At 44.0% G+C, this 12,855-nt stretch carries 12 protein-coding genes, 1 tRNA gene and 1 pseudogene; 7 read left to right on the top strand and 7 right to left on the bottom strand.

What is annotated here, in order from left to right; genetic code table 11:
* The first annotated feature begins 10 nt into the window (after positions 1–10).
* From ACR5KR_RS32725 to rfbD, 3 genes are all read left to right on the top strand, one after another.
* Positions 11–1,087, top strand: a complete 1,077-nt coding sequence (locus tag ACR5KR_RS32725; RefSeq protein ID WP_445629343.1) for a glucose-1-phosphate thymidylyltransferase — start codon at positions 11–13, stop codon at positions 1,085–1,087.
* A gap of 320 nt (positions 1,088–1,407) precedes the next feature.
* The gene (rfbC, locus tag ACR5KR_RS32730) at positions 1,408–1,953 is read left to right on the top strand and encodes a dTDP-4-dehydrorhamnose 3,5-epimerase (protein WP_448269464.1); all 546 of its coding nucleotides are present in this window, start codon (positions 1,408–1,410) and stop codon (positions 1,951–1,953) included.
* 348 nt (positions 1,954–2,301) lie between these two features.
* The gene (rfbD, locus tag ACR5KR_RS32735) at positions 2,302–3,219 is read left to right on the top strand and encodes a dTDP-4-dehydrorhamnose reductase (RefSeq protein WP_448269466.1); all 918 of its coding nucleotides are present in this window, start codon (positions 2,302–2,304) and stop codon (positions 3,217–3,219) included.
* Positions 3,220–3,417: 198 nt separating this feature from the next.
* Here rfbD and ACR5KR_RS32740 read toward each other — a convergent pair whose 3' ends face one another.
* Positions 3,418–4,152: a 2-phosphosulfolactate phosphatase family protein gene (locus ACR5KR_RS32740; RefSeq protein ID WP_448269468.1), complete on the bottom strand. Its 735-nt coding sequence runs from the start codon at positions 4,150–4,152 to the stop codon at positions 3,418–3,420.
* 320 nt (positions 4,153–4,472) lie between these two features.
* On the opposite strand from ACR5KR_RS32740, the gene ACR5KR_RS32745 reads away from it, so the two are divergent.
* Positions 4,473–4,892 carry a BlaI/MecI/CopY family transcriptional regulator gene (locus tag ACR5KR_RS32745; RefSeq protein ID WP_292721488.1) on the top strand — a complete coding sequence of 140 codons (420 nt, stop codon included), beginning with the start codon at positions 4,473–4,475 and terminating at the stop codon, positions 4,890–4,892.
* Positions 4,892–5,731: a M56 family metallopeptidase gene (locus ACR5KR_RS32750; RefSeq protein WP_448270410.1), complete on the top strand. Its 840-nt coding sequence runs from the start codon at positions 4,892–4,894 to the stop codon at positions 5,729–5,731. Before ACR5KR_RS32745 ends, ACR5KR_RS32750 begins: the two co-directional genes overlap by 1 nt.
* 535 nt (positions 5,732–6,266) lie before the next feature.
* Here ACR5KR_RS32750 and ACR5KR_RS32755 read toward each other — a convergent pair.
* The 6 genes and pseudogenes from ACR5KR_RS32755 to ACR5KR_RS32780 form a co-directional block, all read right to left on the bottom strand.
* Positions 6,267–7,595: an AAA family ATPase gene (locus ACR5KR_RS32755; protein WP_448269470.1), complete on the bottom strand. Its 1,329-nt coding sequence runs from the start codon at positions 7,593–7,595 to the stop codon at positions 6,267–6,269.
* Between the two features lie 232 nt (positions 7,596–7,827).
* Positions 7,828–7,950 (bottom strand): annotated as a pseudogene (locus tag ACR5KR_RS32760) (aminotransferase class V-fold PLP-dependent enzyme); the annotation flags it as partial.
* A 24-nt stretch (positions 7,951–7,974) separates the two neighbouring features.
* A tRNA-Asn gene (locus ACR5KR_RS32765) sits at positions 7,975–8,046 on the bottom strand.
* A 147-nt stretch (positions 8,047–8,193) separates the two neighbouring features.
* Positions 8,194–8,742, bottom strand: a complete 549-nt coding sequence (locus tag ACR5KR_RS32770) for an NYN domain-containing protein (RefSeq protein WP_448269472.1) — start codon at positions 8,740–8,742, stop codon at positions 8,194–8,196.
* Between the two features lie 262 nt (positions 8,743–9,004).
* Positions 9,005–9,682: an ABC transporter ATP-binding protein gene (locus ACR5KR_RS32775; RefSeq protein WP_289798692.1), complete on the bottom strand. Its 678-nt coding sequence runs from the start codon at positions 9,680–9,682 to the stop codon at positions 9,005–9,007.
* A gap of 13 nt (positions 9,683–9,695) precedes the next feature.
* Positions 9,696–9,968: a hypothetical protein gene (locus ACR5KR_RS32780; RefSeq protein ID WP_012410874.1), complete on the bottom strand. Its 273-nt coding sequence runs from the start codon at positions 9,966–9,968 to the stop codon at positions 9,696–9,698.
* A 458-nt stretch (positions 9,969–10,426) separates the two neighbouring features.
* On the opposite strand from ACR5KR_RS32780, the gene psbD reads away from it, so the two are divergent.
* Both psbD and ACR5KR_RS32790 read left to right on the top strand, forming a co-directional pair.
* Positions 10,427–11,482 (top strand): photosystem II D2 protein (photosystem q(a) protein), encoded by a 1,056-nt coding sequence (gene psbD / locus ACR5KR_RS32785; RefSeq protein ID WP_322694081.1) that lies wholly within the window; start codon positions 10,427–10,429, stop codon positions 11,480–11,482.
* A gap of 789 nt (positions 11,483–12,271) precedes the next feature.
* Positions 12,272–12,553 carry a 4a-hydroxytetrahydrobiopterin dehydratase gene (locus ACR5KR_RS32790; RefSeq protein ID WP_445629350.1) on the top strand — a complete coding sequence of 94 codons (282 nt, stop codon included), beginning with the start codon at positions 12,272–12,274 and terminating at the stop codon, positions 12,551–12,553.
* Positions 12,554–12,855 lie beyond the last annotated feature (302 nt).

A 12,855-nucleotide genomic window follows, 5' to 3' on the forward strand; every position in this document is an offset into this window, starting at 1 on the left:
TGAAAGCAGTATGAAAGCACTAATTCTTTCTGGCGGTAAAGGCACACGGTTACGTCCCCTCACCTACAGCGGGGCAAAACAACTTGTACCAGTTGCTAACAAACCTGTTTTATGGTACGGCATTGAAGAAATGGTCGCGGCTGGTATTACTGATATTGGCATCATTATCAGTCCAGAAACCGGGGCAGAAGTCCAAGGGAAAACCGGAAATGGAGAATGCTTTGGAGCAAACATCACCTACATCATACAAAACCAACCACTGGGACTTGCCCACGCCGTCCAAGTCGCTCGTCCCTTTTTAGAAGATTCTCCCTTTGTCATGTACTTAGGCGATAACTTGATTCAATTAGGTGAGTTACGTTACTTTCTGCAACAATTTAGCCAACAACAGCCCGATGCTTTGATTCTCTTACGTTCAGTTGCTAACCCTAGCGCCTTTGGTGTGGCTCAGGTAGATGAAACCGGACGGGTATTACAATTAATTGAAAAACCCAAAGTTCCTCCTTCAAATCTGGCATTAGTAGGAGTTTATTTCTTTTCTCACCTAATTTATGATGCGATCGCCAATATCCAACCTTCCACCAGAGGCGAGTTGGAAATCACTGATGCTATTCAATACCTGATTAATCAGCAAAAGCAGGTTGTAGCCCACAACCTTCAAGGCTGGTGGCTAGATACTGGTAAAAAAGATGATTTATTAGAAGCTAATAGATTAATTCTCGATACCTATCTGACAGCATCAGTTGTGGGCGAAATCGATGCCCAAAGTCAGATTATTGGACGAGTCAAAATCGGGGTAAAATCTAAAGTAATTAACTGCACAATTCGGGGGCCAGTAGTCATTGGTAGCAATTGTCATTTAGAAAACTGCTTTATTGGCCCTTATAGTAGCATCGCTAACAATGTCACACTCATTGATACTGATTTAGAACACAGCGTTATTTTAGAAGGTGCTAAAATTGCTGGAATTCATCAGCGCATTATTGATAGTGTGATTGGACAAAGGGCACAATTAAATCTTGCACCCCGTCGCCCTAAAGCCTTGCGATTTATGATTGGCGATGACTGTCAAATTGAACTAACGTGATTTACTTATTCAAAACAAAAAAACCACAGTCAAACAATTTTGGATTTTAGATTTGCGATTTTGGATTGACCCCTCGCCACTTGCGGTATAGGGCTTAGGGATTTTAGATTAACGATAGCGCCGGCGGCAAGCGAGTATGCCAGCGTATTTTAGATTTGTTCCGCCCACAAGGGACGGGGCTTGAACCGAAAAATCAAATCCAAAATCCAAAATCCAAAATCTAAAATCGGCAGAGTCAAAATCTTAATTCTAATACCTGTAAAATACAAGTATTAAATTACTTTCAAAATTAAAACTGTGGCATATTACAAGTAATATTAATGAGCATCGTACATACCAAAATTCCCGAAGTTATCCAACTCGAACCCCAAGTATTTGGAGACGATCGCGGTTTCTTTTTTGAAGCTTACAACCACCAAAGATTTGCTCAACAAATAGGGATTGTTACGAACTTCGTCCAAGATAACCACTCTTGCTCGAAACAAAACGTCCTCCGGGGATTGCACTATCAAATCCAACAACCTCAAGGTAAACTCATTCGGGTTGTTTCTGGCACTATTTTTGACGTAGCCGTAGACATTAGAAAAAGTTCGCCTACCTTCGGTAAGTGGGTAGGTTATGAACTCAGTGCTAAAAACAAACGCCTACTGTGGATACCACCAGGTTTTGCTCACGGCTTTCTGGCACTTTCAGAACTAGCCGAAGTTCTCTACAAAACTACAGATTATTATATGCCCCAAAGCGATCGCACAATTCTATGGAACGATCCAGATTTAGGGATAGATTGGCCCTTGAGTGGGCCACCAATTTTATCAGCTAAAGACCAAGCTGGTAAATCTTTCAGAACTGCTGAAGTATTTGATTAAATGGTCATTGGGCATAGGTCATTGGGCATTGGGCATTGGGCACTTGCACTGAGCGAAGCCGAAGTATTGGGCATTGGATTTTGTCAGATACCCCGCCTGTTGCTATACCCTAAGCTTACTTTTATAATGTGCGGAAAAACTCTGTCTTTCATCGAACTAATTCAAACCACGTTAAAGAGTGAGCGTGGCTTCTCTTGGACAAATGACAAATACTTCGGCTTCTCTACGAGACGCTATGCGTTAGCGGAGCTTTCGCTTTAGCGATACGCTCAGTACAAATGACAAATGACAAATGACAAATGACAAATGACAAATGACAAATGACAAATGACAAATGACAAATGACAAATGACAAAATCAATTTTGCTGATTGGTAGTAACGGTCAAGTTGGTAAGGAACTACAACAAATACTCTCATCATCCGGCAATATTATCTCAGTAGCACGCCCAACAGTAGACCTTACCCAACCCGATACCCTCCGCAAAGTTATCAGATCCAAGCAGCCGCAAATCATCATTAATGCTGCTGCTTATACTGCTGTAGATAAAGCCGAAAGCGAACCCGAACTTGCTACCGTTATTAATGCGACTGCACCCCTAATTATTGCCCAAGAGAGCCAAAAATTAGGAGCTTTTCTAATTCATATTTCAACTGATTATGTTTTTGATGGCAATGGCTGTAGCCCTTACCAGGAAACTGATGCGACTAATCCCTTGAGTGTCTATGGTAAAACCAAACTCGCCGGAGAAGAAGCTATTCAAGAAACTTGCGCCCATCATCTCATTCTCCGCACAGCTTGGGTTTATGGAACCTTTGGCAAAAGTAACTTTGTTAAAACCATGCTGCGACTAGGTGCAGAACGCCAAGAACTCCGTGTTGTCGCCGATCAAATTGGTAGCCCGACTTGGGCGCAAGATATAGCCACAGTTATAGGCCAGACGATTCCTCAGTTAACCCCAGAAATTAGTGGCATTTATCACTACACCAGTAGCGGTGTTGCTAGCTGGTATGATTTTGCTGTCGCTATTTTTGAAGAAGCACAACAACTAGGCTTACCTTTGAAAATTGAACGTGTTGTCCCCATTACAACCGCCGAATATCCCACACCAGCCCGTCGCCCCGCTTATTCCGTCCTTGCTTGTGGAAAAATTTCCGCAATTCTAAGGACTTATCCTTCCCATTGGCGACAAAGACTTCGGCAAATGCTTGCAGATTTGAAAATTGGGCATGGGGCATTGGGCATTGGGCAAAACAGTGTTGAGTAATGAGTAATGAGTAATTCTCCCCCTGCTCCCTGCTCCCCCGGTTACTGAGCGCAGTCGAAGTATGCTCCCTGCTCCCCCGGTTACTGAGCGCAGTCGAAGTATGCTCCCTGCTCCCTGCTCCCTGCTCCCTGCTCCCTGCTCCCTGCTCCCTGCTCCCCAATCCCCAATCCCCAGTCCCCAATCCCCAGTCCCCAGTCCCTATCCCCTCTTTAATACTCCCGTTTCATGTTGTATGGGCAAGACATCTAAAATATCAGTTTGGGAACAATATTTTAAATCTTCGTGACAGTCAAGACGCAACAATCGTTGGCCGTGACTAGCTTGGTGAAGTAATCCTAATAAGTTATCTTGCCATTGAGAGTAAAGAGCGATCGCACTAATTACTTCATCGTTACCAGCGAGTTCTTCAGGTGAGAGCTTGGTTTGTTGCAAAATACTATGAGCGATCGCACCCGCACAAACTGTATCCTCTAAAGAAAAACTACCTTCCCAACCGGAACCGACAATCCACACTGTCTCTGGTTCCTTATCTAAAAGAAATTGCACCACCGCCGCCCGGTTAATCAAGGCTGCTGCTAATACATTTGGGGAGTCTTGTACCCGTTGTAAAGCACGAGTGCCATTTGTAGTGCTGATAAACAAACGCCGCCCTTGTACTAATTCTGGTGTGCAGTCGAGGGGAGAGTTACCCAACTCAAAACCAGCTACTTTCGCACCGCCGCGTTCTCCAGCCCGCAGACGTTTTTCAGGGGGCCATTTTTCGCTAACTTCAATTAATTGATCTAAATCGCTGAATACTTGTACAGCTTCGCCTCCAGATGCCAAGACAGTCGCAATTGTGCTAGTGGCTCGCAAGACATCGACTGCGATCGCACATTCTGGCGCTTTATCCGTTGGAGTCAATTCAGGAGTGTGGTATACGAATAACTTCACGGGCTGGATACACCTGTTTTAATACTACTGCCGAAAATAACATTCTACCTAGTTGGTGTCACTAGCTATAGTCACAATTATTCGCAAATAATTTTTTAGCATCAAATATGCATGATGTAACCTATTCAATACAAAAATACTTAAAAAGCCCTTTTAGACTTTCAGATTTGCTGCACTATCCTGTAATCTAAAACAAGAACAGGTTTTCTCAAGCTGTATTTGGTATTTCAAGTTAGCACCACTACACATCCTGACTAAACTTGCCAAATAGAAACTAGAATTTTTCCCTCCACTTTGCTCATCCCAAATCGAAAATCGCTATGGCACCTTTACCCGACTACCGCCCTAAACAACTATCTTTAGGCCCGTTGGAAGCGGAAATTTTAAATATCATTTGGGAGCTTGGTTCAGCCACAGTCAAGGATGTACACGATCGCATCCTCGCCGATCCCAACCGCGAATTAGCGTATACTTCTGTCACCACCGTTTTACGCCGCCTTACTGATAAAGGTTGGCTGGCCTGCGACAAAAAGGAGCGGGCATTCTATTGGCGGCCAATGCTGAGTAAGCAACAATCAGAAGTGATCAAAGCTCACGAGCAGTTACAGCGATTTCTCGCAGTGGGGAACCCCGATGTTGTTGCTGCCTTTGCTGATAGCTTAGATGAAGCAGCTAGCGAACAAATAGCAGCGATCGCTAAACGTATTCAATCTGCACGCCAAGCCAGGGAGGAACAATGATGCATCTGATAATGATTTTGAATGCTTTGGCAGTTGCCTGGTGGTTAAGATCCGCTTGGAATCAACGCCAAGGTAACTGGAGTCTGCGGTGGCAGCGATCGCTATTTTTGTTTCTCTTCCCCCCCTTGCTAATTTTCATGACTGCGATCGCTGTGCTATTCATGGGGCCTCAAGGACAAATGGGCGGAATGTATACAGGCTCAGTTAGCTATTTACTAGCATTAATTTATTTGGCATTTTTTGCCATTTCATGCATTAAACTTGCTTTCCAAGGTTGGCAATCTGTAGAATCTGCCCGTAACTGCCCCTTAGTGAATGTTGGCGATAGACGAGCCAGACTGTTGCAAACGGGCGCGTTGTTTGCAGGTCAAATTGGTTTTTGGCAACCAGAATTAGTAGTCAGCCAAGGATTAGTGCAAACTCTCTCACCGGCTCATTTAGAAAGCGTCTTAGCCCATGAGCAAGGGCATCACTATTACAGGGATACATTCTGGTTTTTTTGGTTGGGTTGGGTGCGTTCTTGCACTGCATGGTTGCCGAATACAGAGTCTTTGTGGGAAGAATTGTTAGCTTTGCGCGAACTTCGTGCTGACGGTTATGCAGCATTGCAGGTAGACCCTCTGGTGTTAGCAGAATCACTTTTATTAGTGGTTAGTAGCGGCCCCGTCTTATCGGAAATTTGCTGTGCTGCATTAGGTTCCTCTGGTGCAGATCGCTTAGAACAAAGAGTAGAAGCTCTATTAGCACCACCAGAACCAACCCCAGAAGCTCAATTACAATCCTGGCATGGCTTTTTGTTGGCGTTTCTGCCTCTACTGACTGTGATATTTCATAGTTAAGTTGAATTTATAGCAGAGAACAGGCAATAGGCAATAGGCTTGCAAGTGTCTTGATGTCGGCGTTTTACGATCAGTTTATTTTCTAAACTATATTTCAACTGCTATAAAAAGCTACTACAGCCTAAAGCTGCAACGGTAGCGACATCGGTTGTGTCTGTAGCAACTTCCGTTTTAACGTTTCCGTGTTTTGCGCAAGCTGTAGCAACTTCCGCTTTGACGTTTCCGTGTTTTGCGCAAGCTGTAGCAACTTCCGCTTTGACGTTTCCGTGTTTTGCGCAAGCTGTAGCAACTTCTGCTTTGACGTTTCCGTGTTTTGCGCAAGCTGTAGCAACTTACGTCATGTCTGTAGCGATGTCGGTTGCCACATCACGATGAAAATTTTGAATATAGCGGTTCCCAATTGCATGGAATACAGACCTAACCCCCAGCCCCTTCCCTTCAAGGGAAGGGGAGTAAGATTCAAAGCCTCTCTCCTTTTAGGAGAGAGGTCAAAACTTTACTGCACCCAAGCGAGAACCACTATAGGGTTGTTATATTACTCTTCTTCTAGCAACTGTTCTATATATTTTTGCACCAAAGGCACTTGGAAAGCATTGCCTTCTTGAGTCAAAATCTCTTTTCGCGTTAGTTTGCGGACAACGCCTTTGTCTTGTGGTGTGGGAGTTTCCCCGTGGATTATCCGGCGCAGGAGAGAGCGATCGCTATCTGTTAAACTCCTCCATAATTCCCGAAAATACTGATCGCCTCGCTCCAGCACAACAGGTATAACTTTTTGAACATCCTGTGCGGTAGCTTTTGCTGTATCTGCTTCTCGCCTGTTTCTTCTGATATCGCGGTTTAGCAACTCCACCACCTCATAACACATCAACTGAACGAGATAAGGTTGACAACGAGTAAGTTGGATAATTTCATCTACAGATACACCAATGAATTGGGGTATCTTACCTAGACGCACTGGTAAATCCCAAACTAACCAACGCAGCCATAATTGCCATTGCTGTCCGTTGGATGGGGATTTAGCTTTAGTAAGCTGTTGTTCAAACTGCTGTTTCGCCCACTTGATTGCCTTGCCTTGTTGACGTGCTTCCCACAAATAGTAACCAGCCAATTGCAACTTGCAAGGATGACGATCGCCCCATTGCTGGGCATGATTCTGTTCGTCTACACTCAAAGCAGCACCATTTGTAGAGCGAGTTGGTAAGCGCGACAGTTCAATCGCCTCATCTGTAGTTAGTTCATTCAAAAAAATCGTGTGACCAATATTGAAAAAACTAGAGACAAACCGATGCTCGTTAGCATAAACATCCAGTTGTTTACGGGAAGCCACCACTAGCATCAAGGCATTGCTATCCATCAGCGATCGCAAATTGTCATAAAATCCATTATCGAATTTATCAGGATATTTCAAAAGGCTTTCAAAATCATCCAAACAGAGAACGGGTAGCTTTCCTTGCTGTTTCCATTGCTTAACCGCATCTGAAAAAGCTTGACGATTAAGCGGTTTACTCCTCCAACAATTTTGCAGACTGCGTTGTTGCCATCCCTGAACGTGACTCAGTAAACCTTCGGCTACAGCCTCATAGAAACCCGTTTCAGTTTGGCAATCTACACCCCGTAACGGTAGGTAAATTACCACATAATTACTGTTGTTTAATACTCGCTGCTGCCAAGTCAGAACAAAATAATGCAGCAACGAAGATTTACCAATGTGCTTGTCACCAACTATATTGATACTTGTAGGCTGATCGCCCTTCATCCGAGATGCGATCGCGTGTAATTCATCTTTACGACCGACAAACAGCCTGGGATCTTCAATCATCCCCGCAGCCACAAAAGGATTGGCAGGCAGCGCTCCTGAAGTCATGTAAAGCGTTATCCTAGTTTTAGCAATTTAAGTGCAATCACCTAAAAGAATAACACTAGCCCCATAATCTCTTTGCGATCGCAAAGACGCGATAAATCGCCGTCTCTACCAAAGACCGATTTGTAGAGACGGCGATTCATCGCGTCTCCTGCCTTAAACATGGTATTTGAGAAAAATATTTTGGCAAATGGGCCAATGTTTACTGCTACAAGTGCAGAACAAACCCTTGATGCGATCGCAGTCTTTGTTGAAACTCCAGCACTTGTTTAGGACAAGCACCAAAAGACCCATGATTCAGAAACGTCACAGCCGAGTCAAGCGACCACAAGTCTCTGAGGGATAATCTAGAATCCAAAATTTAAAATCTAAAATTGATAAACTCCCCAGGCTGGATTCGAACCAGCGACCAATCGATTAACAGTCGATCGCTCTACCACTGAGCTACTGAGGATCGTTCACGATTTATAATCTTAGGGCTAAAAATAGTATTTGGCAAGTACTTTCGCCAATATTTTTTTTAGATAGTTAATTTATAGAAATTTTGCAGCCAAAATCTATTCAAGAATTTAAGCAGAGACTCTTAGATACTAAATATCTACTATAATCCCATTCGTAATTCAGCCAGACGCTGCCGCGCCTTAGCATCAATGCCATTAGCTAAAAACCGACTCTTAGATTGTTTGCGCGTATGATACTTCTGTCGCATCCGGCAGACAGTAGCTTCCACTTCCCCACAGAGTTGTTGTGCTGACAACCATTCAGCCCCATACCCTTGTACCATCAACTGCTGTGCCCGATCTGATGTAGCAACAATCACACGAGAAATCAAAGATTGGGCTATTTGGTGGCGAAAAGAAGCGCAGAATTTTTCAATATAAGTATCTGCGGTTTGCCCAAAATCAGTGTAATAAACAGATAAAAGCTCAGTAATAATTTCTTTATTACTAGAGGTGTTTTGATATTGGGCATCAAAAACTATCTGAGTTGTGTAACCTTGAAACGCACTATAACCAGTCATTGCTTCCACAAGTTCGCCCCGTGCTGCCTCTAATCCAACGCTATCACGCGTTTTTTTAAGGCAAGGCCAAGCGCCTATTATATTGTAGCCGTCCACTAACAAAACGGCTTGGAGTAAGGAACGGGGCATGGTTTTTAATCACAATTTTCTAGAGTTAACAAAATTCATTCATAAGTTTTATAATAATTGATGCATAGTCTGTAACACTATGTTACACAGAATAAAAAATACGGCAGCCTCACAAAACTCAAACTTCAGATAGACGCACCAACTTAAAACGCGCCTTTATTTAAAAGGCGCGTTACAGTTCTTGTTAGTATTATTCAGGAGTGCTAAATGCAATTAATTGTACTCAGCACTCAGCACTCAGTACTCGGTACTCAGTACTTAATTAAGAGGCTTCGCTGTGTACCTCCATCAGACGTTGTTTGAGGCGTTGGGCTTCACCACTATCTACCAGAGAGCCTTTTTCTAGCAAGAAAGCGCCGTCACAGTAATTTAACTCGTCTAATCGATGTGTTACCCAAAGAGCTGTAATACCTCGACTTTTGACAAGGCGACGGACACCAGCAACTAAATCCAACTGGCTATCTGGATCTAGTAAAGCAGTGGGTTCATCTAATAATAAGACTTCACAGCGACGGGCGATCGCACCTGCGATCGCGACTCGCTGTTTTTGTCCCCCAGAAAGTGCATAAATAGGGCGTCGTTGCAACGTAAGCAAATTCACTGCCCCAAGCGCCTCCTCAACTCTTGCTCTGGTAGCAGCAGGTGGCAACTTTTCTTCCACCAATCCAAAAGCCACATCAGCACCAACAGTTGGCATCACCAGTTGATGATCTGGATTTTGGAAGACAAAGCCAACGGGTTGCAAAACCCGAATTTCGCCAGATTCAGGAGCTAACAACCCCGCTAGCAGTCTCAGTAAAGTAGATTTTCCGCTGCCATTTGTACCCAAGAGCATCCAAAACTCACCCTTGGGTACTTCTAAAGAGCAAGATTTGATAACTTTCTCTCCATTTGGCCAACTGAAATTTAAATCTTTGACCTCAATGCCCACTTGAGCCATTTGTCAACCTTGGTTACTCAGCAGCTACAGCGAAAAAGCCAGGTGGTCTGCCGCCACCAGGGGTTGTACCATCTTTCTGAACAATCTGCACCCCAGAAATTTCACTAGCGCGGACAGCAATTTTTTTCTCTGTCTTGCCCTCGCACTTGAGTTCTACAATGTCAGGGTTCCCAGAACGGATTGCTGCCAAAATTAGCTGATAGACAGCCTCAGCATCCTCTGCTGACTTACGTTGTACGGAGATCGGGAAAGCAGTGTTTCTGATGCTTAAATCGATGGTAAACATTTAGCAATAATCAAATTTAACTGTGGACTCATTTTAGCGTCAGCTGAGTGATTCTAGGGAAATGAGGATTGGGCATGGGGCATTGGGCGTTAAGAGTGCTGAGTGCTGAGTTAGGAGTTAGGAGTTTTGTTTAACCCCTTGTCCCCTTGTCCCCTTATCTCCCTCATCTCTCAGTTCTTCTGCTCCCCTGCCTCCCCTGCTCCCCTGCTCCCCTGCTCCTCTGCTCCTGATTCCCTATTCCCTACTCCTTATTTATCACCTCATCTAAATCAAAAAATAAATTTTATGAGAAAACCCCTAGAAAAATTAGCAATTTACACCTAATATAATTAAAGGTGTGTAAAAAATTGTAAACTAGGTTAACAACCCGGTAAATTTTCTGCTTGTAGAAGGCTTTATTTATAGCCGTCTATAATACAGATACAACCTGTACTTATAAAATTTGGAGATTTGCTCTAATGACCATCGCAGTTGGACGCGCCCCCAGTAGAGGGTGGTTTGACGTTCTCGACGACTGGCTCAAGCGCGATCGCTTCGTATTCGTAGGTTGGTCAGGGATACTATTATTCCCCTGCGCCTTCCTAGCACTAGGCGGTTGGCTGACCGGCACCACCTTCGTCACCTCTTGGTACACCCACGGATTAGCCTCTTCCTACCTAGAAGGCTGTAACTTCCTGACAGTGGCAGTATCAACCCCCGCCGACAGTATGGGACACTCCCTATTGCTGTTGTGGGGACCAGAAGCCCAAGGGGACCTCACCCGTTGGTTCCAACTGGGTGGCTTGTGGCCATTCGTTGCCCTACACGGAGCCTTCGGTTTGATTGGCTTCATGTTACGGCAATTTGAAATTGCTCGTCTAGTAGGTATCCGCCCTTACAACGCTCTCGCCTTCTCAGCTCCGATTGCGGTATTCGTCAGCGTATTCCTGATGTACCCCTTGGGACAATCAAGCTGGTTCTTTGCACCCAGCTTTGGCGTCGCGGCTATCTTCCGGTTCCTATTATTCCTGCAAGGGTTCCACAACTGGACACTCAACCCCTTCCACATGATGGGTGTTGCGGGTGTATTGGGTGGTGCGCTACTGTGCGCGATTCACGGTGCCACAGTCGAAAATACCTTGTTTGAAGATGGTGATGGTGCTAACACCTTCCGCGCCTTCAATCCCACCCAGTCGGAAGAAACCTACTCAATGGTGACAGCAAACCGTTTCTGGTCGCAGATTTTCGGGATTGCTTTCTCTAACAAGCGCTGGTTGCACTTCTTTATGTTGTTCGTGCCAGTCACAGGCTTGTGGATGAGTGCCGTCGGCATCGTCGGTTTAGCACTCAACCTGCGGGCTTATGATTTCGTCTCCCAAGAATTACGGGCGGCGGAAGACCCGGAGTTTGAAACCTTCTATACCAAAAACATTTTGCTCAACGAGGGTATCCGCGCTTGGATGGCTCCTCAAGATCAACCCCACGAACAATTTGTATTCCCTGAAGAAGTTCTACCTCGCGGTAACGCTCTCTAAGAATTCAAATTTGACCATGACTTGAATTAGGGTTGTGGTTGGCGAAAATTGACACACCCAGATAAAATAATCTCCCTGTAATCAGCCGATAAAGTGTCATTTTTCACTATCTGAAGTAATCTCCCATCTAAAAGGTGGGAGATTTTTTATATATTCGTTAATATCTCTAAATTTATGTGTTATGTTAGATGAAGGTTAAGAACCCAGAGTAAATCCTCTGCCCTTTTGAAACTAAGACCGCTTAGGCAACAAGGAGGTGATGCCCATGATAGAAAGTAGTAAATGCATGGGTCATCAGGTTGCAGTTAGCCGGCTGCGCGCCGGGGCTGTTCTCTAAAAGTTAGCCTTAGTTATCTTTGAGATACTAAGTTAGCTCAATTAGCTAGGCAAGCTCGGAGTTCCTTCCGGCAGTCTGGTTGCAACCTGAAGACCCGCTAGACCGCTCTGACTTAGATCATCCGATCTAAATCAGGGCGGATAGTTTTTTATAAATGATTTTTGTTTTATCAATGCTTACTTTTAAAAGAGAGATAGCGATGGCTGCCACGAACAAAGCCAACCTATCTAAGTTATCTTAAAAAGCATAATTATCTTGCGTTAAACCTTGGAGTTTGACCAAATATGAGAAATAGCGTCTATCTGCCAAGTCTGATTTAAATCTAGACATATACATTGTGGCTGAATTTATCCTCCCATGCTTTCTGTGTGGAGAATAAAAGGGGTTTGCCTTTGTCAGATACAAAATGTAATAAATAAATATATTAACTATAGAAGTAGCAGTTTCTTGATATGGCACAACTACTCACCGAAGCGGAAATTCAAGAACAGGCAAAGGTTCTGTCAGATTGGACTATTCAAGATTCCAAGTTGCAAATTACCCGCACATTCAAAGATTTTATTGAAGCAATTGAGTTTGTCAATAAGCTGGTTGAACCGGCTGAGTCAGCCGGACATCATCCAGATATAGAGATTTCCTATAATAAAGTGAAGATTACACTTACAACATATGATGCAGGCGGATTGACGCAGCCAGATTTTGATGTAGCACGGGTGATTTCCCAGATTGAGTAAGTGATTTCTTTGAAAATCTCTTGCACCAAATTATAGGAACTCACTACGATATAGGGTTTATATCCCCGAGCCAATGTCTTCTAACTGGCGTGAGATTTATACTAGGGTTAAGTGAAAGAAGCGATTTTTGATGGCAAACCTAAGTGTCTAAAGCCTCAGTAATTTAGCCTGTGTAGAGAGCGAATGACCCAAACTCTACTCCCAGCTTAGATATTTAGATAAGTATGTGTGACAGTTATTAAGGCGATCGCTCCAATATTGCCATCTAGATCGGATGTTTTATAATGTTATGATATAAAGAT

It is taken from the genome of Nostoc sp. DSM 114159 (genome assembly GCF_053470285.1).

Coding starts and splice junctions, on each gene's coding strand:
- ACR5KR_RS32755 (WP_448269470.1), bottom strand. CDS start 7,595: ATGACTTCAGGAGCGCTGCCTGCCAATCCTTTTGTGGCTGCGGGGATG.
- ACR5KR_RS32745 (WP_292721488.1), top strand. CDS start 4,473: ATGGCACCTTTACCCGACTACCGCCCTAAACAACTATCTTTAGGCCCG.
- ACR5KR_RS32790 (WP_445629350.1), top strand. CDS start 12,272: ATGGCACAACTACTCACCGAAGCGGAAATTCAAGAACAGGCAAAGGTT.
- psbD (WP_322694081.1), top strand. CDS start 10,427: ATGACCATCGCAGTTGGACGCGCCCCCAGTAGAGGGTGGTTTGACGTT.
- ACR5KR_RS32780 (WP_012410874.1), bottom strand. CDS start 9,968: ATGTTTACCATCGATTTAAGCATCAGAAACACTGCTTTCCCGATCTCC.
- ACR5KR_RS32770 (WP_448269472.1), bottom strand. CDS start 8,742: ATGCCCCGTTCCTTACTCCAAGCCGTTTTGTTAGTGGACGGCTACAAT.
- ACR5KR_RS32775 (WP_289798692.1), bottom strand. CDS start 9,682: ATGGCTCAAGTGGGCATTGAGGTCAAAGATTTAAATTTCAGTTGGCCA.
- ACR5KR_RS32725 (WP_445629343.1), top strand. CDS start 11: ATGAAAGCACTAATTCTTTCTGGCGGTAAAGGCACACGGTTACGTCCC.
- rfbD (WP_448269466.1), top strand. CDS start 2,302: ATGACAAAATCAATTTTGCTGATTGGTAGTAACGGTCAAGTTGGTAAG.
- ACR5KR_RS32750 (WP_448270410.1), top strand. CDS start 4,892: ATGCATCTGATAATGATTTTGAATGCTTTGGCAGTTGCCTGGTGGTTA.
- rfbC (WP_448269464.1), top strand. CDS start 1,408: ATGAGCATCGTACATACCAAAATTCCCGAAGTTATCCAACTCGAACCC.